Raw genomic sequence first — 23,937 nt, 5'->3', positions numbered from 1 at the left:
TTAATTTGCTTTTTTAGCTCTTCGTGGTTTATCAAACTCATGTGTAAATCCTTATAAATAATTCACTTGATGACTATATCAAATAAATTCAATTTTTAAGGTTTACACAGTTAGATTTACACTCTCTTTATAGGTTCTTTTTTCATTACAACACCATCAATAGCATTGATTTGAAGTTTATAATTTTTTGTTTTAGCCTTGTATACTAAGTATATTCCAACATGTGTAAGATCTATATCAGTAGCTTCTTCATTAGTCTCTTTTTTAATTATCTCTCTTGCTTGTGCTTCATCAATATTTCTAAGTTCTCTCTTCTTTTGATCAACTTTGATATTTACAAGCGGAGCTTTGTTGTAGCCATGAATGGAGCTATGCTCAAGTGGCGTCATAGGAGTGCTATCTGATGATGCTAAAGCAAAGATTGGGATTAATAGTAGTGACGATAAGTACTTCATGATAAAGCCTTTGATTTTTATGTAGTTACTTTAGAGTAACTGCTTCATGAAGTTTAGCAATTTAATGTTAATAAGATGCTATCTTTTTTAAGTTCTAAAATCTATATAAGTAAAAAAAAAGCAAAGTATATATCTTAAACTAAATCAATTGTTTTTTTACAAATTCCATATAGTAACCCTCTTCGGCTTCTAGTTCATCATGAGTTCCGCTTTGAACAAGTTCGCCTGCATCTAAAACATAGATAGTTTCTACATTTTTAACAGTGCTGAGTCTGTGTGCTATGGTAATAACAGTTTTCTCTTTTAGAAGCGGTTCTATTATGGCTTGAAGTTTTGCTTCAGTGTGAACATCTAGTGCGGAGGTTGACTCATCAAAGATAACTACGCTTGGATCTGCGATAATCATCCTAGCGATGCTAAGCCTCTGTCTCTGTCCACCTGAGAGTCTAACACCATGACGACCAACAATAGTATCAAGACCCTCTTGCATCTGCTCTATCATCTCTTTGAGTTGTGCAATCTCTAAAGCTTTATGTATCTCTTCATCGCTAACATGTTCATCGCCCATTGTTATGTTAAACCTTAGGCTTGAGTTAAAAAGAATTGGCATCTGTAATACTAAAAAGACCTTTTGTCTAAGTGAGCGTTTATCAATCTCCTCAACGGCTAAAGAGTTGTATTTTAACTCTCCACTACTCTTCTCGTAAAAACCAGAGAGTACTTGAGCCAAGGTTGTTTTACCGCTTCCACTAGCTCCAATAAAAGCAATTTTACTCTTTGCCTTTATATCAAGGCTGATATTTTTTAGTATGAGTTTTTCATCTGCATAGGCAAAGCTTAGATCTCGTAAAGATATATCTACATCTCTGGCTTGGATCTCTTTTGTTCCACTTACTTGAGTCTTTAGGGTTAAGATCTTGTTTATTCTTTTCAAGGCACTTTTAGCTGATGCGTAGCTATATTGCATAGTTAAAATATCTTGAACAGGAGTCATAATAAACCAAATATAGCCAAACATCGCAAACATCATTCCGATGCTAAGATCACTATATGCAACGAGTAAAAGTCCAGAGGCTCGGATAAGCTCAAACATAACTAAGAAGATAGTGTAGGAGAGTTTCTCATATGCTACGCTTTTGTATCCATACTCATTTGAAGTAGTTTGCACTCTCTTTGCATGGCTTGTCGCCTCTTTAAAAAAGTAATCTTCTTTGTTTGATGCTTTTATCTGAGCATACAAGTCTAGTGTCTCTCCTAAGTTATTTTGAAACTCCTCTATCGCATTGTTTTCATCTCTTTTTAACTTTCCTGTGATGGCTGCCATTTTTTTACTAAGTATCATAATAAGAGGCTGAACTATAAGGATGAGGATCCCTAAAATCGGATCTATGATGATCATTACAACGCCAACTGCAACAAGAGTTAAAAGAGATGAGATAAACTTGCTCACACTTGTGATGATAAAGTTATCAAGTGTGTTTACATCTGTGACAAGATTTGAAGTAATAGCACCAGATCCAAGAGTTACATACTCATTCATGGAGGTGATTTTGAGATGTTCTATAAGTCTAACTCTTATCATATATGTTACATATTTTGAGATCTTAGTAAAGACTCTAGTTATGATAACGCCAAAAAAGTAGTAGATAAACCTAAGGAGTATGACCATTAAAGTAACTATTGCTATGTAGTAAAATGCAGTTGTAGATCCAAGTAGAGAGTCTATGCTATTTACAAAAAAAGCAGGCTTATCAAGCAAGATCTCATCTACCATAATAGGAAGCATCAATGGGATTGGGATGCTAACTAAGATAGCTAGAAGTGTTATGATTTGACCATATATAAGAGATGGTTTGTTATCTAAAATGAGCCTATAGATGCTCTTTATGGTAATTTTTGACTCTTTCATCTTTTACCACAAACCGAGTTTAAGCGTTTGCATCTAGTGCGTTTTTTATTCTCAAAATAGTCTCATTTTTCCCAATGATAGCCATAACTTCATCTAGTCCCGGACCACTCATCTTTCCTAAGAGTGCCACGCGTAAAGGCTGACCAATCTTTCCAAAACCAATAGCCATCTCATCTACTACTTCTTGCATAGCATCGTGGTAGTCACTTGGAAGATGTAGCTCATCTGAGTTTTGAAGTTTTAGGCTAAATGCACTTAAAATATCCGCAGAGTCCTCTTTAAAAGCCTTTTTTACAGCTTTTTCATCATAAAAACGGGGAGTTGCTAAGATCTCTTTAGTTAGTTCTGCCATCTCTTTTAAAGTCTTTGCACGCTCTTTTATAACATCTAGCAAGATCTCTTTTTTATCGTGTGAAGTCAAGACTAGATCAAACTCACTAAGTAGATCTGCTAAGACTTTGTTAGAGCTATTTTTAAGGTAGTGAGCACTTAACCAGTCTAGCTTTTGAGTGTTATAGATAGAAGCTGATTTGTTTATATCTTTAGGGTTAAAATGAGTTATCATCTCCTCCATACTAAAGATCTCTTGATCCCCATGGCTCCAGCCTAAACGAACTAAAAAGTTTAGAAGTGCCTCAGGAGTGTAGCCCATGTTTTTATACTCCATAACATCAGTAGCTCCATCTCTTTTTGAGAGTTTTTTGCCCTCTGCATTGTGTATCATAGGAACATGGTAAAACTTTGGGATCTCAAAGCCTAAAGCCTCATAGATAACTATCTGCTTTGGAGTGTTTGAGAGATGGTCATCCCCGCGGATAACTTCATTTACACCCATTAAATGGTCATCTATTGCTACAACAAGGTTATAGGTTGGTGAGCCATCAGCTCTTGCAATTACAAAGTCATCTAGTATGTCATTTGCTTGAAATTTAACATCGCCCTTAACTCCATCGCGAACTATGATTTCTGTGTTTTGAGGTGCTTTTATACGGATAACTGGCTCGATTCCTTCGGGTGCAACTCCTTCAAAATCACGAAATCTTCCATCATACATAGTTCTTTGCTTATTTGCCATTTGAGTCTCACGAAGATCTGCTAGTTCCTCTTTTGACATATAGCATTTATATGCTTTTTTCTCATCCAAAAGTTGCTTGATATACTTAGTGTAGATCTCATCTCTTTGTGATTGATAAACTATCTCCTCATCATGCGTTAAACCCAACCATTCAAAAGCCTTAAGAATGGCATCTGCCGCCTCTTGTGAGTTTCTTGCTTTATCTGTATCTTCAATGCGAAGAAGAAACTTTCCACCATTTTTTTTAGCCCAAAGATAGGAAAAAAGAGCGGTTCTTAAACCACCAATATGAAGATAACCTGTAGGAGATGGAGCAAAACGAGTAACAACCATGAAAGAGCCTTTTATTATAAGAAGTTTAGTAGTGAGATTTTAGAGAGTTTTTTGTTAATATATGGTAAAAGTCTAGAGTTTGAGTCCACTTTAGGCAAGTATTGGCTAAAAATAGATAAAATTACATCTTTAATTTATAGGATAACAGATGCAAAAAATAGTTTTAACAATTTTACTAGCTTTATCGTTAGAAGCTAAAATGATAGATGGTGTAGCAGTTGTAGTGCAAGGTGATGCGATAACCCTTCATGAGATAAAAAAAGAGATGCAACTCTCAAGGGTAGATGCCGTGGTTGCTACTGATGCTCTTATAAGAAAAAAGTTAGAGCTTCAAGAAGTACAAGAGAGAAAAATCACAGTTGATAGTAGTGAAGTCTATGATGATATAAAAAAATCAGCAGAAAGAAATGGTCTAAATGTGAATGAATTTTATGAAGCTATCAGAGAATCAAATGGCTTGACTTCGGTAGAGTTAAAAGAAAAAATTAAAGAGAAACTTCTTTCTCAAAAATTATATTCATCTATTGCTTATAGTGTTATAGAAGAGCCAAGTGACGATGAGATAAAGAGTTACTACTCTCTTCACAAAGAGGCATTTGTACATCCAAGTGGTTTTAATGTCGTTATATATAATGCACAAAATAAAGAGAGACTTCAAGAAAAAATAGACAACCCAATGTTTTACTCTCCAGATATAACAAGCTCTGAGCAAAATCTTCCATACGATAGAATTGCTCCAGAGTTAGCACAACTTTTAGAGAGCACTCCGCTAAGCAGTTTTACACCCGTTGTCCCAAATGGAAAAGGCGCATATGCGAGTTTTTATATTAAAGAGATAGAACCGGCAAAAGAAGCAGATATAGAGAGTGTAAAAAATCAAGTTATGAATATGATGATGTCAGAACAAAGAGAACAAGTTTTAGGTAACTACTTTGCAAGACTTCGCCATAATGCTGATATAAAGATGATTAGAAATGTTGAGTGATGAGAACTTTATAAACATTGCAACAGAGATATCAACAGCATCTAAGTGTGTCTCAAAGCAAGTTGGTGCAGTCATTGTGAAAGATGGCAGAATTTTAAGCACTGGTTACAATGGCACACCAGCAGGTTTTACAAACTGTTGTGATTATTGGAAAGATGAGTATACAAAAGAGCATCATGAGTGGTCAAAAACTTATGAGATCCACGCAGAGATGAATGCCATCATTTGGGCGGCTAGAAAGGGTATTTCTATAGAAGATGCAACTATCTATGTAACATTAGAACCTTGTAGTGAATGTAGTAAAAATCTCATAGCAAGTGGGATAAAAAGAATTGTTTATGCAAAAGAGTATGAGCACACTCATTCAGAGGTTATTTCAAAATTTTTAAAAGATAATGGTGTTAGTATAGAAAAGCTTTCATCAACTAATGTAGAGGGTTAAATATGCAAGACAAAGAACAACAAGAATTAGAAGCGGAGATAGGAAGACATATGCTCCAACCCCAAAACTATGGGGATATGCGAGATCCTGACTGTGTTGGTATTGGTATAGATAACGCAACAAAAACATACGCAATCATCTATCTAAAAAGAGATAGCTCTCACATCTTAGATGTAAAGTTTGGAACCAATGCCTCAAGCCCAGACGCAGCTACTCTAGGCTCACTTCTTAGTGAGATGATAAAAGGTGAGTCAATAGTCAATGTCTTAGTTACAGTCCATGGACTTGAAGAAGATCTAAAAGAGTCATATGCAAACTTAGAGAAACCAAAGGTAGATACAAGCAAGCCAGAGGGCGAGCAAGTTGAGCACATCTCAACTGCACATCAAGATAGCGCAAATATTATCCTAACAGCATTCCGTGCTGCAATGCGTCACTATGATAGAAAACAAGAGGGCATAGAAGAGGATCACTTTGAGATGAGCATAGTAAAAACTTGTCCTTACTCAAGCGGAGATTGTGCTTTTGTCAAAAAAGACAAAAGCAAAAAAGCTTAGAGCGTCTTAGCCTTGTAAAAACTTAGCTATAGCAGATGTTGGTCGTCCAATGATCGCTTTTGAGTCTTTAAAGATTATTGGGCGTTCTATTAGTATAGGATGTTTTATCATCGCGTCGACTAAGTTGTCATAGTCATCTTCAGCTCCTAGATCTAGCTCACTATAGATCTCTTCTTTCGTTCTCATAAGCTCTCTAGGGTTCATTCCAAGCATAGTAAGAGCTGTTGTGATCTCATCTTTTGTAGGGATTGTTTTTAAGTACTCAACAGCAACAATCTCACATTCATTTTCATCTAAAATAGCCAAAGCTTCACGACATTTTGAGCAATTTGGGTTATACCAAATAGTAACTTCATGCATAAATTTTCCTTTTATAGTTTTGCAATATTAATTAGAAAGTATATCTTATAGGCTTTATATTTTCTTGTAAAATTCAAATTGATACTTTTGTGATACTTTTTGGACATACAATCACTAGTAATAAGCAAGCATATAATTTACTATCAATTTTAAAGGAACCCTCTCTTAATGTCAAAACCAATGTTTTTTTTATTTTTTCTACTCTTTACAACTTCACTATTTTCATATGAGTCAGAAAACAAGATCCAAGCCTTGATCATCGGCAAAATAGCTAAGTTTATCACATGGGAAGATGAGAGTCGTGATACTTTTATCATCACAATGTTACACAACTCTTTTGGAGATACTTTGGAGCAAGTCTATAAAGGCAAGCAGATCAAAGGTAAAAATGTAGAGATTAGATATATATCAGACATAAAAGAGATACAAAAAACAGATGTTTTGTATGTCTCAAATGTTACTTCTATAGAACTTGATGAAATTTTGCTAAAACTTAAAAATACTAATGTTTTAACTATTAGTGATCTTAGAGGATTTGCTGAGAAAAAAGGAATAGTGCAGATATATTTTGCATCTCAAAAACCAAAACTAAAGATCAACCTAACAAGTGCTAAAGAGCAAAACCTACAAATCAAATCATCACTACTACAAATCGCAGATGTAATCAAAGGCTAATAAAGATGTTAAAGTATAAAAAATTTCTCTCTCTATTTGCAGCTATCTTTTTAAGCTCAGAGCTTTTTGCAGAAGCTTCTTTGGATGATGATTTACAAGATCTACTAGATATGAGAAGTGAGCTAAAAGCCGATGTTGGATCTAGAAGCGGTGCTAAAAACTTTTTAGAATCTCGCTCTCCCGTAGATGTTATAACTCACACTCAAATAGAAGACTCAGGACTAACCTCACTAACCGATGTTATGCGTTACTTTGTAGCTGGGTTTAACGCTCCTGAGACTTCTGTGGCAGATGGAAGTGATCATGTAAGAGCTTTTACTCTTAGAGGAATGTCGCCAGATCAAGTACTTGTTTTAGTAAATGGAAAAAGAGTTCACACCTCGGCACTTTTACATGTAAATGGCACTATAGGGAGAGGTTCAAGCGGTGTAGATCTAGACACAATTGCACTTGTGGCAATTGATAAGATCGAGATCTTAAGAGATGGTGCAGCCGCTCAGTACGGATCTGACGCTATAAGTGGCGTAATAAACATCATCTTAAAAGGTTTTGGTCATCAAAATGAGATATCTTCGCACATAGGCATTAGAGATAAAGGAGATGGAAAAGGTTTAGAAGCTGGTGGTTTTGTCTCTATTCCTTTAGAATATGATGGATTTTTAAACCTCTCTCTTAGTGCAAAAGATGAAGAGCAGACTCAAAGAGCAGGAAAAGACAGAAGACTTAGCCCTGCATCTGTAAAAACACATGCTGGTAGACCTGATGCAAAAAACTTAAACTTAGTTTTAAATGCAGAAAGCTTTAGTGTTGATGATCTTACTCTTTATTCAAATGCTCTTTTTAATTATAGAGAGAGTGAAGCTAGTGCGTTTTTTAGACCTCACGATGCAAACACAAGTGCAATATACTCAAACGGTTTTTTACCAATAATAGAAGCCGAGATCTTAGACTACTCTTTTGTTCTTGGAGCAAAAGGAAAGTACAAAGATACAGAGTGGGATCTAAGTAATACATATGGTTACAATGAAATAGGCTATAAATTAAGAAATAGCATGAACTATGGTTACGCGGCATCTTCGCCGACTTCGTTTAATCTTGGAGAGCTTAGTTTTATGCAAAACACTACAAATCTTGATTTAAAACATATGTTTGATAAGTTTGAACTCGCTTTTGGCGGGGAGTATCGTTATGAAAACTATGTTGTTAAAAAAGGAGATGCAAGCTCCTACACAAATGGTATATCTCAAGGTTTTGCAGGCTATAGACCAGAAAATGAAGTTGACGCATCACGTTCAAACTATGCTTTGTATGTTGATGGGATCTACTCGCCAATAGAGAGTTTATCGCTAGAGGGAGCTACAAGATATGAGAACTATAGTGATTTTGGCCAAACGCTAAATGCTAAGCTATCAATGGGCTACAAAGCTATTGAGACTCTTCTTTTTAGATCTTCTATTAGTACAGGTTTTAGAGCGCCATCTTTGGCACAGTCAAACTACTCGCACACTTCTACTTTTGGTGGGAAGATGGAGGGAACTTTTAGACCAGAACAAGAGATCTCTAAAGCATTAGGCGCAAAAAAACTTAAAGCTGAAAAATCAAAACACTTAACAATTGGTGGAGTCTATCAACCAACAAGCGCTACATACTTTATGCTTGACTATTTTTACACACAGGTAAAAGACAGAATTATGCTCTCAAATGAAATTGGTGGATCTACAGCTTCGCCAACCCAACAAGCCATACTAAACACTTACGGAGTCGACAAAGCAAGGTTTTTTACAAATGCAGTTGATACTGTTACGCAAGGGATAGATGCAAAACTAACGCATAGATTTGATTTTGAGGGTAACTCCAAGCTTCATTCTAGTTTATGGTACAACTATTCCATAAATAAAGTAGATAGTTTTAATGATTCAGGTATGAATCGTATCAACTCAAAAGAGCAGATAGATAGGATAGAAAACGGACAGCCAAAACACTCTTTGCGTTTGCTAAATAAGTATGAGATCCAAAAAACAACTATAACGTTAAATCTCTCAGGCTATGGCTCATACTCACAAGTAATTGACAATCAAAAATATACATTTAAAGAGTCATGGACTGCAGATCTAGATCTCGCTTATGCTTTTACAAAAAAATTTAAAGTAGCAATAGGTGGTCATAATATCTTTGATGCATATCCAGAAAAATTCTCACAACCTATCAACAATTTTTATGGACGAGATGCTATAAAGCCTTATTCAAGGTACTCTCCATTTGGATATAGCGGAGCTTACTATTATGCTCGTGCTACACTGAAGTTTTAAGGCAAACGAATGAAAAAAGGAAAATTTCGCTCAATCCGTCACAAACTAGTTTTTCTGCTAAGCTTGAGTGCTATTGTAGCCATCATACTATCTTCAATGGCTATATTCGCATATACTTTGGAGAAAAAAAGAGTTCATAGCGTAAACAATCTTGTACAACTCGCAGAGATCTTAGCAGAAAATTTAACAGCCCCAATAGAGTTTGATGATGCTATGAGTGCAAAGAGTTTATTGGGATCATTAAAGTTAAATCAAAATATACAAGGCGCATATCTTTTTAAAGAAAAAAACTCACTATTTACTTCATATGAAAAAGATATAGATCTGCACAAAATTATGGAAGATAAGATCTCTTCTTTGTACACACAACACACTATGAAAAAAAGATTTGAGTATTTGGATAGTTCTTATATTATTGTGGGAGTGCCAATACATCTAGAGGGTGAATTTATCGCATCTTTTGTTATTATCTCAGACACAAAAGAGATAGTTCAAACCATATCTGAGCAGCTAATTACTCAGTTATTAGTCGCTTTTATTACTATTTTGATCATTGTTTTTCTTGCATTTAAAGTTCAAAAGATCTTTACACTTCCAATCTTTACTCTAAGAGATACCATGAGAGAAGTCTCACGAAACAACGAGTACTCTCTACGCATTAAAGATAAAAGAAATGATGAATTTCAAGATCTATTTGATGGCTTTAACAGTATGATAGAAGCAATAGAGAGTAAAAATGAACAACTTCACTCTTATACTCAAAAAATTTCATCACTTCTAAATAATGCAGGACAAGGCTTTTTATCTATTGGATCTGATCTTCTTATTGATGATGAGTATTCAAAAGAGTGTGTAAGACTATTAGGAGAGGATCTTGGATCTAAAAATATTGCAGATGTTTTACTAAAGACTAAACACGAAAGAGATCTCTTTGAAGAGACAGTAATTGACGCAATAGCACAAGAAGATGAGATGCTTCAAGAGTGCATTTTATCACTACTTCCTATCGAGGTTAACTTAGACAAAAAGACTCTAAAGATAGAGTATAAGATGATAGAAAACTCTAAAGTAATGCTTATCATTACAGATATTACAGCAAACAAAAAACTAGAAAACAAGATAAAAAAAGAGCAAGAGATACTTAAGATGATAGTTGAGATAGTTAGTGATTCTGAGATGTTTTTTGATACAAAAAGAGAGTATAGACTCTTTATAAACTCTCTTGAGAATTATGTAGATGATAAAAAAACTCCACTAAGTAATGTTAATGAGATCTATCGCATAGTACATACATTCAAAGGTGCTTTCTCTCAACTTTATATGCAAAAAGTTGCTGGGGCTTTGCATGAGATCGAGAGTAATCTCTCTTTGATGATTCAAGAGAGCAAGATAACTAATGAAGATCTACTAAGACTTTTAAAAGAGAGTGACTTTAAAAAGCCACTAGAGGCGGAAGTAGCGACTATTAGTAAGATATTGGGAGAAGAGTTTTTAAAAGAGTCAAGCTATATAAAAATAAACTTTGAGAGTCTCCAAGAGCTTCAAGAAAAAGTAGCGTCTTATATGCTTGATAATGATGTTAACACTTTAAAATACAAAGATCTATTTGAGAGAATTTTAAATTTATCAAAAACAAAACTGATAAACCTATTTAGACCATATAACAATCTTGTAAATCAACTAGCTTTGAGGTTGGAAAAAGAGATCTATGATTTTGAGATTATCGGAGATGATAACATTAGCATAGATGATGGGTATAAACCTTTTATAAAGTCACTCATTCATGTATTTAGAAATAGCATAGATCATGGTATAGAAGATCCTGAGATAAGGTTGGAAAAAGAAAAAGATGAAAAGGGAACTGTGCAGTGTAGTTTTGAGAAAAAAGAGGGCTCTTTATATATCCTAATCTCAGATGATGGAGCAGGGCTAAACAAAGAAAAATTATTACAAAAAGCAAAAGAGTCAAATGTTATATCAGCAAGAGAGGCTCTTAATATGAGAGATGAGGATATATTTGGGCTTATCTTTTATGATAGGTTTAGCACCAAAGATGAGATCTCAGATATATCTGGAAGAGGCGTTGGCATGAGCGCTGTAAAAGCTGAACTTGAGTTACTCGGCGGTAGAGTAGAGATAAAGAGTGAAATAGATGTTGGAACAACATTTGTTTTTATAATTCCATGCGAGGAGAGATAATGCAAGATATGTTAAAAGGATTGTTGTTGCCACTTAGAGATAGAAGTGCTGAGTATTTAGAGAGTGAGCTAGAGATACAAACGAAAATACAAGGGGTAAGTAGTAAAATCTTTACAAATCCCACCTCCATAAAAAACTCCTCACTTCTAGCTACAACAGGATCTATAGAAGTCTATGTAGCTATGGGTTACGATGGAACACTCTTTGAAGAGATAGTAAAGATATTTTTACAAGGGGATGAGGTAGAGGGTGAAGAACTCATCGAAATTAAAGAAAGCATATCTTGCGAGCTTATCAACATTATAGTTGGTAATGCCATTAAAAACCCCATCGACAACACAAGTCTTAACATTACGCCACCTCTTTATATAGATGAGATGTCATCAGTGTTTAAAGACAAAAATAGTAAAATTTTAACTACAAATATAGAAACTATTTATGGAAATATTTATATAGCCATAACTCATCCATTCAAGAAATCATTTTAAAAAAGGAGTTAATTTGCCAAGAGTACTTATCGTAGACGATTCACTAATAGTAAGAAGAAATATGCAAAAATTTCTTACAAAACTAAGTTTTGAAGTTATAGGGGAAGCAAAAAATGGCTTAGAAGCCATAGAGATGTGTTCTAAACATAGCCCAGATCTTATAACTATGGACATTACTATGCCAGATATGGATGGTATTACAGCTGTAAAGAAGATCAGAGAGTTTGATCAAAATGTAAGGATCATAATGTCGACTTCTCATGGACAAGAAAAAATGGTACTTGACTCTATAAAAGCTGGAGCTAGAGGCTATATGCTAAAACCAATAACCGAAGAAAAGCTAGTAAATACACTCAAAAAAATCTTTCCTCTGCATAGGTTTATAGATGAAAGTTATTACGAACATAGTAATGATAAACCTACAGAAGAAGTAGATGAAAAAGATATAGCAAACTCAGAGGAAGAAAAGTAGTGATGCTATATGCTGAGTATTGATCTAAGATCTAAGAGTTCTTTTGAGATTCTTAAGGTTTTTGAATCTCTTCACTTAAAGCCCAAAGAGATAGTTGAAGCAGAGATTTTAGAGAGTGATTTGGACTCTTTTGGTTTTAAATCTTTTGTAGATCTAGCTCAGGTCTTTTTTTTAAAAATGCTCATGCCTTTGCAAAAAGATAAAGATACTATTGTTTTGAGATTTTCTAAGTTAGATGAGAAGAGTTCTTTTCATAAGTCAAAAAATAGCAATGAAAAGTATGGAGTAGAGAGTGAATTTTTTGAGATTGACAAAACAAAGCAGTTTAGCTTTTTATACCACTATAAAAAAGCCTTAGAGTTTGTTGGTATTGAGAGTAAACAAAGAGTTTTAAATCTTGGCATAAACCGAGGCGATGAGTTTAGAGTGATAGAAAAAATGCTAAATAAAGAGGCATTTAGCGATAAAAACTTTGTTGGAGTTGACTACTGTGCATCAGCAATAGAGTACGCAAAAAAGGAGTTTAATGCTCCAAACATAGAGTTTATTTGCCATGATATAAATGCTCTAGATGAGCTAGATCTAACTAAGTCAGATCTACTTATATCCATAGGAACCCTACAAAGTTCTAGCATAAATTTTAACGCTTCGTTTATGCATCTATATCAAAACTTTGTGCAAGATAGGGGAGCTATAATTCTTGGTTTTCCAAACTCAAGATGGTTCGATGGAGAGATGATATATGGTGCAAAAGCACCAAATTATAGCTTTAGTGAAATGAGTTTAGTTTTAAAAGATATTCACTTTTGCAAAAAGTATCTTCAGCAAAAAAAGTATAGGGTTGTTATCACTGGAAAAGACTACCTCTTTTTGAGTGCAAGAAAGATCTAGCGAGATAAAACCACTCTGTTTTTACCATTTTCTTTTGCTTCATACATAGCATTATCAGCTCTTGAGATTATGCTATCTACAGAGTCTGTATCATTACAAGCAGTAAGCCCAAAACTAGCAGTAACACCATAAGAGCTTATCTCTTTTAATTTGCTGTCTTTTTCTATAGCTTCTCTAATTTTTTGAGAGATATTCAAAGCATCATTTATGTTAGTATCTATAAAAGCGATTATAAACTCTTCGCCACCCCATCTAGCTAGAAGATCTGTTTTTCTTATATTTTTTCTTAAAATTTCAGCAGTCTTTACTAAGATCTTATCACCTGCTTGATGTCCTTGTTTGTCGTTTATAGATTTGAAGTTGTCTATATCTAAAAACAGAAGCGAGATAGGTCTAGCATCTCTTTGATGCAAGGATAAAAATCTCTCAAACTCTTCATTGAACTTTCGTCTATTTGGGATATTTGTTAACGCGTCATAGTCAGCTAACTTCTCTAATCTTTTATGATAACTTCTAAGAATCAGTATGATGATTAGAGCAAAGATAAGTGTAAAAAACAGAGATATCGCAAGGTTAAAATAAAAAACATTTCTTGCCTTATATGCAAAGTCATCGATACAAGCTTCTACAATCAGGTATACACCAAGTTCTGGTATATACTTGGTTTGCATAATATAGTCATCACTATTTTTTTCATACTCAAACATATTTGCATCTTGAGTTGTAATAAGATCTTTATAGTTTTTTAAAACTTCCATTTCATTTAGATGTCTCTTAACATATTTGCTTTTTTTGCTAAGAACTACCTCACCATCAGGGGTTACAAACATAACATCAAGGTTGTACCTTTGCTTAAACATATCTAACATTTCATCTATATATGAAACTTCGATACCAACGCCTGTTACGCCTAAAAATGTCTGTTTTTCATCATATATTTTGAAGTTTATAAACATGATGAGGTTATCTGTAAAGTTAGAGTTATAGTCTAGATTTATCTCGTGATTTTGAGAGATTTTTAAAAATTCAAAGTACCACTCATTTGTTGGGTTTTTCTCATTTATCTTCTCTAAAAAACCGTTGTGGGTGTAGTATCTTCCTGTCTCATTTGAGACTAAAAAAGAAGTAAGAAGTCCATATTTGTTTTTTATGCTTGAGAGAAAGTTTGCGATCTTTAAAGAGTCACTCTCATCATGTAGAAGCCAGTGTTTTAAAAATGTATCATGTGCCATCATAGAGCTTACTAAGTAAGGTTCTATGAGCTGTTTTTGGATAACTGTGTAGATGTTATCTACAGAGAGTGGAAGAGATTGTGTTTTTAAATTTGCTTGAGTCTCATTTTTTGCAACCATATAATTTACAACAGAGATAGTTATTGAGAGGGTCAGAAGTAAAAGAGTTATGATAGCTATTATTTTATAGTTTGATTTCATATATTTTTCCTAAAATTGTTGAGAATTATAGCCTGTTTAGAGCATCCATTTCTTAATCCAAACGCTAAGTACATAAAGACCCCAAATGTGTTGCTTAAATCCACTCTTTGAGGCACTTGCAATATACTCGTCTAGCTCTTTGGTTTTAAACATTCCTGTTTCATTATTGACATCTTTTATAAGTGAGATCTTCTTAGAGTTTATGAGATATTCTAGATAGGGATTTGAAAATCCTTTCTTCTTTCTTTTGAGTATCTGATCATTTAAATGTGGCTTCATAATCTCTTTTAAAAGCTCTTTGGTAACACCATTTTCATACCTAAGATTAGGAGAGATACTAAAGACTAAAGAGGCTAGATCTTTATCCAAAAAAGGAGTTCTTGTTTTTATAGAGCTAAGACTACTCACAGAGCTAAGTTTTGCTAAAAAATGCTCAGCTTGAAAGTGTTTTAGATCTATATAGCTATACCAAAAAGATTCATCTGTATGAGAAGATCTCAAAAAAGAATCTCTATGTTTTGTAAAGTATTTTAGTGCATGGTTGTCTTTTATGTTTTGCTTTAGAAGTAAATTTTTTTGCAGATCTGTAAAGAGTTCCCCAGAAGTACGAAAGAGTAAGGTCTCATTGAAAACTCTTTTGTAGTACTCCCACTCTCTATTTTTAGAGTAGTTTGAGCGAAAATATTTCTTAAGATAGTTTTTGTTTTTTAGAGATCTAAGTTGTTCTATATCTAAGAACTCAAAATATTGCCTATAACCCAAAAAAAGCTCATCGCTTCCCTCTCCACTTAGGATAACACTATGTCCATCTTTTTTGATTCTCTCAAAAAGAAGATAAAGAGGAATGGCTGCCGGATCATTTAGTGGTTCATAAAGTTCGTCTAAAACCATTTCACTTGCATCTATAAAATCGTTTTGCGTGATCTCTAAAGTGGTGTTATTTAAACCTAAAAAATCAGCACTCTCTTTAGCATTTTCTCTCTCATCATACTTAGCAAACTCTTTATAGCCAACGGTGTAAGTCTCTAGATCTACTCCCCTTTGTTTTGCAAAAGCACAAATACTCGCACTATCAATGCCACCTGAGAGAAGTGAAGCAGTAACACCGTTTAGCCTTGTACCTATAGACTCTCTTAAAGTTTTCTCTAACTTGTGTAAGGCTTCATCCCTGTCTGTTATGAGATCTGGTTTTGTATCTAGGAGGTTAAAATACTCTTTTATCTCATAGCTATCTCCATCAAAAACAAGATACTCAGATGGGCCAAGTTTGTAGATCCCATCAAAAAAAGTATAAGGAGTAGTTGGTGCTAAAAATGATAGATAAGAGAGCAGAGCATCTTTGTTCATACTCACTCTCTCAAGAAAAGGAGTGATACGCTTTAGGCTAGATCCAAAGATAAGATCTCTGTTTTTTTGCATAAAAAATAGAGGCTTTGTGCCAAACCTATCACGATAAAGATATAGTCTTTTCTTATCATAAATAGCGATCCTAAAGTTACCATCGAGATACTTTACAAAGTCAGCTCCCCACTTTAAGTATGATGCAAGAACCAGCTCCTCATCACTTTGTGCATCTACTTGTTTTAGCTTCTCTCTTAGTTCTTTTTGTTTGTAGATCTCTCCATCAAAGACAACTTTTAATGCTAAGAGATCTGCTTCTTTGGCAAGTCCAAAAAAATCAAACATTACCTAAAAAAACCTACAGTTATATCATTTTTCATATAGTCTTCTCTAAATTTAATCTCTCTAACTCCAATCTCAGATGCCATTGTTTTTATAATACTAATTGTTAAGTAGTTGTATGTTTTGCTCTTTTTTGATCCATGAAGTATGTTAAAAATAAAACCTTCTTCACATGAAGCGTAGCAGTTTTGCATAAAAAGATGAGTCTCAAAAAGTTCTAGTGTGTTCATTGCCCCACTGCAGATATAGTACGAAGCAAAGGGGAGTGGATCTTTGCAGATATCGGCTAAAATCGCTTGGGTTTGTGTACGCTCTTTAGTTATTTCCACCATCTCTTTTATGGAGTCTATAGCGATATACTCTTTTGGAAGTTTATTTTCCCTTTTTGCATAGAGATAAAAATCTCCAAATCCACAACCAGCATCAGCTAAAGTAAATTCACTAAGGTTTTGTGGAAGTAGATCTAGGATGATTTTAAATCTTAGATCTTGAGAATCACTAGAGTTCCAGTTTACACCTTTGGCGCTCACCCCATGAAGTTCCATAGCAGAAGTGTAAAACTTATTATTGTCTATACGAGGCATATTTTTATAGATGTTTTAGCATACAAGGAATATCAGAACTATCTCTTAACTCTTCATACTCATCTATCTCTGTATGCATAGTTTCAGTAAATGTTTCCATAGACTTCTTTAAGTGTTCTTGCGCTTCTTTTACTAACTTTTTTTGAGTAGATTCTATCTCACTAAAATGTTTAAGAGTTTTTTGATAATATTCTTTATTGTCAGTAAGAAGAACGATATCCTCTTTTTTAACCCACTTTCTAAGAGGTTTGCCATCTTTTTGAAACTCAAAGATAACATTGTCACTGTTTTTTGAGGCAATAAATTTCCCTACAGGAAAACCAATAAAGGTAGATAAGGGTGTTGCGTGTTGTTTTTTGATTACATAATACATTCTCTAAGTATATAACAAACATACTAAAATATGTTAAAATATTTTACAAATATAAGGAGTTTTTATGAGTCATCTGTACAATCTAGCCATAATAGGGGCCGGTCCAGCAGGGATAGCAACGGCTATAGAGAGTTATATGCAAGGTATAAAGGATATAGTCTTACTAGAAAAGGATCAAAACCATAACTCTACTATACGAAAGTATTACAAAGAAAACAAAAGAGTAGATAAGGACTGGAAGGGGCAAGAAGTTGAGCTAGATGGTAGGATCTTTTTTGTAGATGGAACAAAAGAGACAACATTAGACTTCTTTGATGAGCTACTAGATCGCCACTCAGTGGAACTTCAAACGCATGTTGAGGTTCAGTCTGTTGTAAAAAAAGAGCACTATTTTGAAATATTTTTGGCAGGAAAGAGCATCAGAGCCAAAAATGTTGTTGTAACTATTGGGAGGATGGGAAAAGTAAATAAGCCGAAGTATCCTATTCCAGTGGGCATAAAAGATAAGATAGTTTACTCCCTAGAGAGCTGTAGTGAGGGCGAGAAGATCCTTGTAGTTGGTGGGGGAGATAGTGCAGTTGAGTATGCGGTAGATCTTAGTGAGAAAAATGATGTAGCTATCTGTTACAGAAGAGAGACATTTAGACGAGCAAACCCAACAAATCAAACAAATATCGCAAACGCTATTATCCACAAAGAAGTAAGACCAATACTTGGCATAAACATAGATGGACTTGAAGATGAGGATGGCAAGGTAAAGGTTATATATAGAGAGATAGAGCCTGAGATCTTTGATAGGGTAGTATTTGCTATTGGTGGAACAACACCTAGTGGTTTTTTAAGTGCATCGGGCATAGAAGAGATAGATGGAAAGCCAGTTCACGACAAAGATTATGAGACAAACATAAAAGGTCTTTTTGTAGCTGGAGATATCACGCAAGAGCGAGGTGGAAGTATAGCTCTAGGGCTAAATCACGGCTACGCAATAGCGTGTTTTATACAAGGTGGAGACAGATTAAAGGAGAGTTAACTCTCCCTCCACTCGGAGTGTTTAAGATTGCCCTCACTCCAATGCTCTGCGTTGGAGCGTATATTTATTTGTGTGTATTTATTAGTATGCATTCCCACGCAGAGCGATGGGAACGAGGCTAACCTTCTTTTAGTATAGCTTCATCTTTTTGGCTCATTACTCCATCTGGAGTGTTTAGGATTAGTTCTATCTCACAACTTAAGTATTCAGAAGTTGTGAGTGGAGAGAAATTTTTATCTTCAAATGCTGCAACTTTAGCGTTATAGATGATCTCTTCTAAGAGACTTTTTTGTGCAGATGTAGAGGAACAAGAGCCTCTTAACTCATTATCTAAGTAGATATTTAGTGTTGTTTGTATCTTTTCATTGAGCAGTGGATGTTCATTTAAAAGGGTAGCTTTATCTATGGTTCTTTGAGATTCTAAGACCTCTTGGATGGACTCACGAGCAAGTTGTAAAAGCACAGATCTAGACACTTGCATCCCCCTTTAACTTATAATTGTTTATGAGTTTGATGATAATCATAACACTTATAACCTGAAACAATGCCGCTAAGATAAAAGCATAATAGTGAAGAGTATCTATACTTGAGCCTTGATATGCAAGTGTTGCCATAGCAATTAGAAGAGTGAGTGGCATGGAGTGAGACAAGCCCATAAGTACAGAGTCTATAAGCCCTAACTCTTTGATAAAAACTAAAGATGCAATAACTCTCATAATAATCATAAAGGCTGCAATAACTAAAGCTTTATAGATAAGTCCATCCATAGTAAGAGCAGCTAGATCAAAAGAGCTCCCAATGTAGATGAAAAATATAGGAATCAAAAACCCAAATCCATAAGAGGCAAGTTTTTCGGGCAGTTCGTGTTTATGTTCAAAAAACGTAGGTATAAAGATCCCTGCTAAAAATGCTCCAAAGGCGAGTTCGAGTTCTAAGTAGAGCATTGCTCCAACGAGTAAAAAGAAGATTCCCATAGAGAGGCGAATATCTTGTTCTTTGTTATCATCAACTGGCATCAAAGATGTTGAGACTCCTGGAAACCACCAAAAGAGAAGTTCCATTGCACGAAAGAGTAAAAACATAAAGAGCAAAAAGAAGATAAGAGCTAGTATAGTCTTTATAAGCCCACTTCCAAAACCAGACTCAATTGCGGCTGAAGTGAGTGTTAAAAAGCCGATACTCACAACCTCGCCAACGGCTCCAGCAGTCATAGAAAGTCCTAACCACGGAGTTTTTCCATACTCCTTTGAGAGACTCGCAATAAGTCCGACCGAGATAAGAGGAAGAAGAACCATAAAGATTTTTCCAAGGTTAAAGTAGAGTGAGATAAGGATTGAAAAAGCGTAAAGAATAATGAGATAGAGTACGATTTTTTTCATAAGTTCTTTAGGGGTTTTAAGGACTTTTTTGAGGTTGATCTCAGTTCCAGCTATAAACATAAGGTACAAAAATCCAAGTTCTGCAACTATTTCAAAGAGATGCTCGGTATGTAAAAAACCTACATATCCTAAAATTGATCCAAAGATGATCTCTATAGGAGTAGTTGGAAGTTTTAGGAGTTTTGCAAAAAAAGGAGTAGTTATGATGATAAGTGAGATAGTAATTATCAAAACAACATTATCGTGCATAAGTATCCTTTTATTAGTTAAACTATCTCATTAATCTATAAACTAGATTCCGTGTCAAGCACGGAATGACGAAACACGCGTCATCCTGATCAAACAAACCATCATCTTGAGCAAACAAACCATCATCCTGATCAAACAAACTGTCATCATGAGCAAATAGACTGTCTTCCTGAGCAAAACAAACCGTCATCCTGAACTTGATTCAGGATCTATTTTGACAACTCTTTAAAGCATTCAGCTAACTTTTTTCGCAATACTAAGATTTAATGATTTTAGCATCTCTAAATCTTTGCTTGATATTCTACCATTTGTTGTTAGATAGTTTCCTATAACTATGGAGTTCGCACCGTGCTGAAATATCTCATCTTGTCTCTCTCCAAACATAAGCCCACGACCACCAGCAATCATAATTCTCTCTGCGTTTGGTATGCTCTTCCTTGTAAGTCTTATGAGTGAAAAAGCTGTTTCAATGTCTAGCGGATTTGGCTCTAGATCTAGTGCTTCATTATGGTGGTAGAAGTTTATAGGAACTGAAGTTGGGTTTAGTGACTCTAATGACTTTAACATCGAGATCCTATCTTCATCGCTCTCACCAAGACCAAAGATCCCACCACTTATAAGAACTAAGCCAGACTTATTTACATTTTGACAAGTCTCATACCTTTCATCCCATGTGTGAGTAGTGCAGATCTTAGGATAAAAATCTCTTGAAGTCTCTAAGTTGTGGTTGTAAGCCTTGATACCAGCATCTTTTAGAGTTAGGAGCTGATCTAGTGAGGCAGTTCCATTACAAGCAATAAGTCTTAGTTCTGGAACTTCTTTTGTTAAAATTTTTGCAATGCCACAAACAAACTCAAGAGTCTTGCTATTTAACCCTTTATCAGAGGTAACTAGACAAAAGCCCAAGGCTCCATTTTCTCTTGCAGTTTTTGCTTCATCTAAGATGTGTAGCATCTCTTTTTGTTTATACCTCTGTATATCTGCTTTATATCTTACACTTTGTGAGCAAAACTTACAGTCTTCGTTACATGTTCCACTGTTTATATTACAAATGGCACATAGAAATATCTCTTTATTCATGATTTAATTCTTTCATATGAAAATAGTTTTTTGTTGAAATTTTTTTCTTCTTTGTCTTTAGTAAAATAGCTAACATTAAAATGACTATCGCTAACTTCAAGCATTGCACACTCTGAAATGGGTTTGTTTCTTGCACAAACTTCACCAGAATTTAAAAAAAGAGTCTTGCCTTTAAAGTCACTCTCAAAAGTATGAGTATGTCCAAAGATTACCACATCTGCATCACCAGACATATAAAAAGGAAGATGCATAAGTTTAAACTTTGTATCTGCTAGTTTAAAGTAGTAAGGCTCTTGGACTAAGTTATACTTTGAGTGAAACTCGGCTAAATGTGCATCGTTGTTGCCATAAACAGCCACATAAGGAGCTGAGCAATTTTCTAGATAGTCTAAAGTTTCGCTCTCTCCAATGTCCCCAGAATGGATAATAAACTCTGCGCCATTTTCTATAAGTAAGTCTATAGCATCTTTTGCCATCTTTACTTTTGAGTGAGTGTCTGAAATAATGCCTATTTTCAACTTTGTCTCCTTATGAGAGATGCTTTTGCTTAAGCCTTTATATCTTCTGCAGGTGTACGAGTTTTACACTTTACACACTCATAAACATCTTTGTTTCTGTAAACTCTTGGTGCTAAAACACCTTTACAGCCTTTTTCTTTACACTTGATAGTAGTAGGTTCAAACTTTGAGATAAACTTACAATCAGGGTAATTTGCGCAGCCCCAAAAAGGTCCACGTCGAGAGTTTTTAAGACTTATCTCACCACCACAATCAGGACAAGGAGTCTTGCTAACTTGTGTCTCAACATCTATACTTTTTGTATTTTTACACTCAGGATAACCGCTACAAGCTAAAAACTGTCCATTTCTTCCATTTTTTATAATCATCTCTTTGCCACATTTATCACAAATATCGCCACTTTTTTCTTGCTTTACTTCTACTTTGTTACCGTCTTCATCAACTTGTTCAGTATATTTACACTTTGGAAAACCGCTACAAGCTACGAAGTTTCCAAAGCGACCAGATCTCAAAAGAAGTTCATGTTCACCACACTTAGGACAAGTTCTCCCTAGTGGTTTTGCAAGTTTTAGTGAGACAATCTTCTCTTTACCTTCAGCAACTTGCTCCATAAAAGGAAAGTAGAAGTCACTTAGAAGTTTCTGCCAATCTGTTTGACCTTCTGAGATCTCGTCTAGTTTTTCTTCCATATTAGCAGTAAAAGATATATCAACAATGTTTGCAAAGTTTTTCTCAAGCATTTCGGTTACAGTAAAAGCCATCTCTGTTGGAACTATTTGTTTTTTTTCTATGTTTACATAAGTACGACCACTTAGAGTCGCAATAGTTGGAGCGTAAGTTGATGGACGACCAACTCCCTCAGATTCGAGTTTTTTAATGAGACTTGCTTCTGAGTATCTTGGTGGTGGCTCAGTAAAGTGTTGCTCAGGTTTTATGCTTTGGATCTCGGCTTTGTCGCCCTCTTTTAGAGTTGGAAGAAGTTTGTCTTTGTCTTCATTTCCTAAAACTGCATAGAAACCATCAAAGATAAGTTTTCTACCGCTTGCTCGAAACTCGTTGTTTTTTCCAGTAAAGATGATATTGTTTTGCTCAAATAATGCATCATTCATTTGACAAGCCATAAATCTCTCATAGATCAGACGGTAGAGTTTGATCTCATCTGGCTTTAAAAAACTCTGTGCTATTTCTGGAGTAAACTCTAGCATAGTAGGGCGAATGGCTTCGTGCGCCTCTTGCGCACCTTTTGCTTTTTTACCATAGAACTTTGGCTCATCTGGCAGGTACTTTTTGCCAAATTTCTTCTCTATGATGTCGCGAACGCTATTTACTGCTTCTGTTGCCATATTTAGTGAGTCAGTTCTCATATATGTGATAACACCACTCGTTCCATCAGGAGTTTTTACTCCCTCATAGAGGCTTTGAGCTACCATCATAGTTTTCTTAGGAGTAAATCCTAACTTACTAGATGCAGTTTGTTGCAGAGTTGAAGTCATAAATGGTGGAGGAGTTGAAGTTTTTCTCTGTTTTGTTTCTATCTTTGAGATAACAAATGAGTCTGCTTCTACACTTTTAACTATAGAAGTAGCATCGTTTTTGTTCTCAATTGATAGTTTTGTGAGCTTATCACCCATGTGGTTTATAAGAGTAGCTTCTATATCTTTTTTAAAAAGTGTGTCGATCGTCCAGTACTCTACTGGGATAAAAGCCTTTATCTCCCTCTCACGATCTACTACAAGTTTTAGAGTCGAAGACTGAACACGACCACCAGAGAGTCCTTTTTGGATCTTTGAACTTAGAAGTGGAGATAGTTTATAACCCACAACGCGGTCAAGCATACGGCGAGCTTGTTGAGCATTTACCATGCTCATATCTATCTTTCTTGCAGATTCGAGTGCATGGGTTATTGCAGTTTTTGTGATTTCGTGAAAGACGATGCGAGGAAGCTCTGCGGGGTCTTTTTTTATAGCGTGAGCTATATGCCAACCAATAGCTTCACCCTCACGGTCCTCATCGGTCGCGATGTAGATAGTATCTGCTTTTTTTGCAAGCTCTCTTATCTCTTTGACAATTGCAGCGTTTTCTTTCGCAACGCTATAAGCTGGGACGAGTTGGTTGTCTTCATCTACAGTGATGCCAAAACGAGATTTTGGGAGGTCTCTGATGTGACCTTTAGATGCAATGACTTCATAACCTTTACCTAGAAAAGTTTTAATAGTTCTTGCTTTTGCGGGTGATTCGACGATGATTAGCTTCAAATAGTTTTCCTATATATAGTATAGTGATTTTTAAGTGGCGAAGTTTAGCACAAAAAAATAAAATAGTAAAAGTTTGATAAGTTTGCAAACTTGTTAAAGTTATTTTTTACAGTGTCGATTTACCTAACATCAAGGCAAGGAAGCCGAGATTAAAAACTCAAAACAAGAGCGAAAGGCTCTTCCATAGAAAAGGATTTATTATG

Annotated in this window: 23 protein-coding genes; 10 read left to right on the top strand and 13 right to left on the bottom strand. The window is 35.0% G+C overall.

What is annotated here, in order from left to right; genetic code table 11:
- Positions 1-116: 116 nt before the first annotated feature.
- The 3 genes from M0Q24_RS09285 to gltX form a co-directional block, all read right to left on the bottom strand.
- The gene (locus M0Q24_RS09285; RefSeq protein ID WP_295050017.1) at positions 117-455 is read right to left on the bottom strand and encodes a hypothetical protein; all 339 of its coding nucleotides are present in this window, start codon (positions 453-455) and stop codon (positions 117-119) included.
- A 139-nt stretch (positions 456-594) separates the two neighbouring features.
- Positions 595-2,364 carry an ABC transporter ATP-binding protein gene (locus M0Q24_RS09280; RefSeq protein ID WP_295050015.1) on the bottom strand — a complete coding sequence of 590 codons (1,770 nt, stop codon included), beginning with the start codon at positions 2,362-2,364 and terminating at the stop codon, positions 595-597.
- A gap of 19 nt (positions 2,365-2,383) precedes the next feature.
- Positions 2,384-3,772, bottom strand: coding sequence for a glutamate--tRNA ligase (gene gltX, locus M0Q24_RS09275; protein WP_295050014.1), 1,389 nt, complete (start codon positions 3,770-3,772; stop codon positions 2,384-2,386).
- Between the two features lie 148 nt (positions 3,773-3,920).
- On the opposite strand from gltX, the gene M0Q24_RS09270 reads away from it, so the two are divergent.
- From M0Q24_RS09270 to M0Q24_RS09260, 3 genes are read left to right on the top strand one after another with little or no spacing between them, the layout of a single operon-like run.
- A complete protein-coding gene (locus tag M0Q24_RS09270) occupies positions 3,921-4,757 on the top strand; it encodes a peptidylprolyl isomerase (protein ID WP_295050013.1) in 837 nt (278 codons plus the stop codon).
- Positions 4,747-5,199 (top strand): dCMP deaminase family protein, encoded by a 453-nt coding sequence (locus M0Q24_RS09265; RefSeq protein WP_295050011.1) that lies wholly within the window; start codon positions 4,747-4,749, stop codon positions 5,197-5,199. The genes M0Q24_RS09270 and M0Q24_RS09265 overlap by 11 nt, the downstream gene beginning before the upstream one ends.
- A gap of 2 nt (positions 5,200-5,201) precedes the next feature.
- Entirely contained in the window at positions 5,202-5,756 is a 555-nt protein-coding gene (locus M0Q24_RS09260; protein ID WP_295050009.1) for an iron-sulfur cluster assembly scaffold protein, read from the top strand.
- 6 nt (positions 5,757-5,762) lie between these two features.
- Here the strand turns inward: M0Q24_RS09260 and arsC are convergent, their stop codons facing one another.
- Positions 5,763-6,116, bottom strand: coding sequence for an arsenate reductase (glutaredoxin) (arsC, locus tag M0Q24_RS09255; protein ID WP_295050007.1), 354 nt, complete (start codon positions 6,114-6,116; stop codon positions 5,763-5,765).
- Between the two features lie 168 nt (positions 6,117-6,284).
- Here arsC and M0Q24_RS09250 point away from each other — a divergent pair, with 168 nt between their 5' ends.
- Genes M0Q24_RS09250 through M0Q24_RS09225 form a run of 6 tightly spaced genes read left to right on the top strand, consistent with a single transcriptional unit; the run spans position 6,285 to position 13,150 of the window.
- Positions 6,285-6,791: a YfiR family protein gene (locus M0Q24_RS09250; protein ID WP_295050005.1), complete on the top strand. Its 507-nt coding sequence runs from the start codon at positions 6,285-6,287 to the stop codon at positions 6,789-6,791.
- Between the two features lie 5 nt (positions 6,792-6,796).
- Positions 6,797-9,100: a TonB-dependent receptor gene (locus tag M0Q24_RS09245; RefSeq protein ID WP_295050004.1), complete on the top strand. Its 2,304-nt coding sequence runs from the start codon at positions 6,797-6,799 to the stop codon at positions 9,098-9,100.
- A gap of 9 nt (positions 9,101-9,109) precedes the next feature.
- Entirely contained in the window at positions 9,110-11,299 is a 2,190-nt protein-coding gene (locus M0Q24_RS09240) for an ATP-binding protein (RefSeq protein WP_295050002.1), read from the top strand.
- Complete coding sequence (locus tag M0Q24_RS09235) at positions 11,299-11,787, top strand: chemotaxis protein CheX (RefSeq protein ID WP_295050000.1); 489 nt, start codon at positions 11,299-11,301, stop codon at positions 11,785-11,787. The genes M0Q24_RS09240 and M0Q24_RS09235 overlap by 1 nt, the downstream gene beginning before the upstream one ends.
- A 13-nt stretch (positions 11,788-11,800) precedes the next feature.
- Positions 11,801-12,259 (top strand): response regulator, encoded by a 459-nt coding sequence (locus tag M0Q24_RS09230; protein WP_295049998.1) that lies wholly within the window; start codon positions 11,801-11,803, stop codon positions 12,257-12,259.
- Between the two features lie 9 nt (positions 12,260-12,268).
- Positions 12,269-13,150 (top strand): class I SAM-dependent methyltransferase, encoded by an 882-nt coding sequence (locus M0Q24_RS09225; RefSeq protein ID WP_295049996.1) that lies wholly within the window; start codon positions 12,269-12,271, stop codon positions 13,148-13,150.
- Here the strand turns inward: M0Q24_RS09225 and M0Q24_RS09220 are convergent.
- From M0Q24_RS09220 to M0Q24_RS09205, 4 genes are read right to left on the bottom strand one after another with little or no spacing between them, the layout of a single operon-like run.
- The gene (locus tag M0Q24_RS09220; RefSeq protein ID WP_295049994.1) at positions 13,147-14,583 is read right to left on the bottom strand and encodes a sensor domain-containing diguanylate cyclase; all 1,437 of its coding nucleotides are present in this window, start codon (positions 14,581-14,583) and stop codon (positions 13,147-13,149) included. The two genes, M0Q24_RS09225 and M0Q24_RS09220, sit on opposite strands and share 4 nt — an antisense overlap.
- 36 nt (positions 14,584-14,619) lie before the next feature.
- On the bottom strand, positions 14,620-16,269 hold the full coding sequence (asnB, locus tag M0Q24_RS09215) for an asparagine synthase (glutamine-hydrolyzing) (RefSeq protein ID WP_295049992.1): 1,650 nt from the start codon (positions 16,267-16,269) through the stop codon (positions 14,620-14,622).
- Positions 16,269-16,850, bottom strand: coding sequence for a class I SAM-dependent methyltransferase (locus tag M0Q24_RS09210; protein WP_295049990.1), 582 nt, complete (start codon positions 16,848-16,850; stop codon positions 16,269-16,271). Before M0Q24_RS09210 ends, asnB begins: the two co-directional genes overlap by 1 nt.
- A 4-nt stretch (positions 16,851-16,854) precedes the next feature.
- Entirely contained in the window at positions 16,855-17,223 is a 369-nt protein-coding gene (locus M0Q24_RS09205; RefSeq protein ID WP_295049988.1) for a hypothetical protein, read from the bottom strand.
- Positions 17,224-17,287: 64 nt separating this feature from the next.
- On the opposite strand from M0Q24_RS09205, the gene M0Q24_RS09200 reads away from it, so the two are divergent.
- Positions 17,288-18,253, top strand: a complete 966-nt coding sequence (locus tag M0Q24_RS09200) for an NAD(P)-binding domain-containing protein (protein WP_295049987.1) — start codon at positions 17,288-17,290, stop codon at positions 18,251-18,253.
- A 118-nt stretch (positions 18,254-18,371) separates the two neighbouring features.
- Here M0Q24_RS09200 and M0Q24_RS09195 read toward each other — a convergent pair whose 3' ends face one another.
- From M0Q24_RS09195 to topA, 5 genes are all read right to left on the bottom strand, one after another.
- Positions 18,372-18,728, bottom strand: coding sequence for an AMMECR1 domain-containing protein (locus tag M0Q24_RS09195; protein ID WP_295049985.1), 357 nt, complete (start codon positions 18,726-18,728; stop codon positions 18,372-18,374).
- On the bottom strand, positions 18,721-19,881 hold the full coding sequence (locus M0Q24_RS09190) for a cation:proton antiporter (RefSeq protein WP_295049983.1): 1,161 nt from the start codon (positions 19,879-19,881) through the stop codon (positions 18,721-18,723). Before M0Q24_RS09190 ends, M0Q24_RS09195 begins: the two co-directional genes overlap by 8 nt.
- A gap of 234 nt (positions 19,882-20,115) precedes the next feature.
- The gene (locus M0Q24_RS09185; protein ID WP_295049982.1) at positions 20,116-20,961 is read right to left on the bottom strand and encodes a biotin synthase; all 846 of its coding nucleotides are present in this window, start codon (positions 20,959-20,961) and stop codon (positions 20,116-20,118) included.
- Positions 20,958-21,479 carry a YfcE family phosphodiesterase gene (locus tag M0Q24_RS09180; protein ID WP_295049980.1) on the bottom strand — a complete coding sequence of 174 codons (522 nt, stop codon included), beginning with the start codon at positions 21,477-21,479 and terminating at the stop codon, positions 20,958-20,960. Before M0Q24_RS09180 ends, M0Q24_RS09185 begins: the two co-directional genes overlap by 4 nt.
- A 29-nt stretch (positions 21,480-21,508) precedes the next feature.
- Positions 21,509-23,734 carry a type I DNA topoisomerase gene (gene topA, locus M0Q24_RS09175; protein WP_295049978.1) on the bottom strand — a complete coding sequence of 742 codons (2,226 nt, stop codon included), beginning with the start codon at positions 23,732-23,734 and terminating at the stop codon, positions 21,509-21,511.
- Positions 23,735-23,937: the final 203 nt, after the last annotated feature.

Origin of the sequence: Sulfurimonas sp. (assembly GCF_023228785.1) — a bacterium.
Taxonomy (GTDB): Bacteria; Campylobacterota; Campylobacteria; order Campylobacterales; family Sulfurimonadaceae; genus Sulfurimonas.
This window is presented reverse-complemented; position numbering and strand designations above follow the sequence as displayed.

Coding starts and splice junctions, on each gene's coding strand:
- M0Q24_RS09265 (WP_295050011.1), top strand. CDS start 4,747: ATGTTGAGTGATGAGAACTTTATAAACATTGCAACAGAGATATCAACA.
- M0Q24_RS09225 (WP_295049996.1), top strand. CDS start 12,269: ATGCTGAGTATTGATCTAAGATCTAAGAGTTCTTTTGAGATTCTTAAG.
- M0Q24_RS09245 (WP_295050004.1), top strand. CDS start 6,797: ATGTTAAAGTATAAAAAATTTCTCTCTCTATTTGCAGCTATCTTTTTA.
- M0Q24_RS09250 (WP_295050005.1), top strand. CDS start 6,285: ATGTCAAAACCAATGTTTTTTTTATTTTTTCTACTCTTTACAACTTCA.
- M0Q24_RS09200 (WP_295049987.1), top strand. CDS start 17,288: ATGAGTCATCTGTACAATCTAGCCATAATAGGGGCCGGTCCAGCAGGG.
- M0Q24_RS09185 (WP_295049982.1), bottom strand. CDS start 20,961: ATGAATAAAGAGATATTTCTATGTGCCATTTGTAATATAAACAGTGGA.
- M0Q24_RS09235 (WP_295050000.1), top strand. CDS start 11,299: ATGCAAGATATGTTAAAAGGATTGTTGTTGCCACTTAGAGATAGAAGT.
- gltX (WP_295050014.1), bottom strand. CDS start 3,772: ATGGTTGTTACTCGTTTTGCTCCATCTCCTACAGGTTATCTTCATATT.
- M0Q24_RS09240 (WP_295050002.1), top strand. CDS start 9,110: ATGAAAAAAGGAAAATTTCGCTCAATCCGTCACAAACTAGTTTTTCTG.
- M0Q24_RS09220 (WP_295049994.1), bottom strand. CDS start 14,583: ATGAAATCAAACTATAAAATAATAGCTATCATAACTCTTTTACTTCTG.
- M0Q24_RS09270 (WP_295050013.1), top strand. CDS start 3,921: ATGCAAAAAATAGTTTTAACAATTTTACTAGCTTTATCGTTAGAAGCT.
- M0Q24_RS09190 (WP_295049983.1), bottom strand. CDS start 19,881: ATGCACGATAATGTTGTTTTGATAATTACTATCTCACTTATCATCATA.
- asnB (WP_295049992.1), bottom strand. CDS start 16,269: ATGTTTGATTTTTTTGGACTTGCCAAAGAAGCAGATCTCTTAGCATTA.
- M0Q24_RS09260 (WP_295050009.1), top strand. CDS start 5,202: ATGCAAGACAAAGAACAACAAGAATTAGAAGCGGAGATAGGAAGACAT.
- M0Q24_RS09285 (WP_295050017.1), bottom strand. CDS start 455: ATGAAGTACTTATCGTCACTACTATTAATCCCAATCTTTGCTTTAGCA.
- M0Q24_RS09210 (WP_295049990.1), bottom strand. CDS start 16,850: ATGCCTCGTATAGACAATAATAAGTTTTACACTTCTGCTATGGAACTT.
- M0Q24_RS09280 (WP_295050015.1), bottom strand. CDS start 2,364: ATGAAAGAGTCAAAAATTACCATAAAGAGCATCTATAGGCTCATTTTA.
- M0Q24_RS09205 (WP_295049988.1), bottom strand. CDS start 17,223: ATGTATTATGTAATCAAAAAACAACACGCAACACCCTTATCTACCTTT.
- arsC (WP_295050007.1), bottom strand. CDS start 6,116: ATGCATGAAGTTACTATTTGGTATAACCCAAATTGCTCAAAATGTCGT.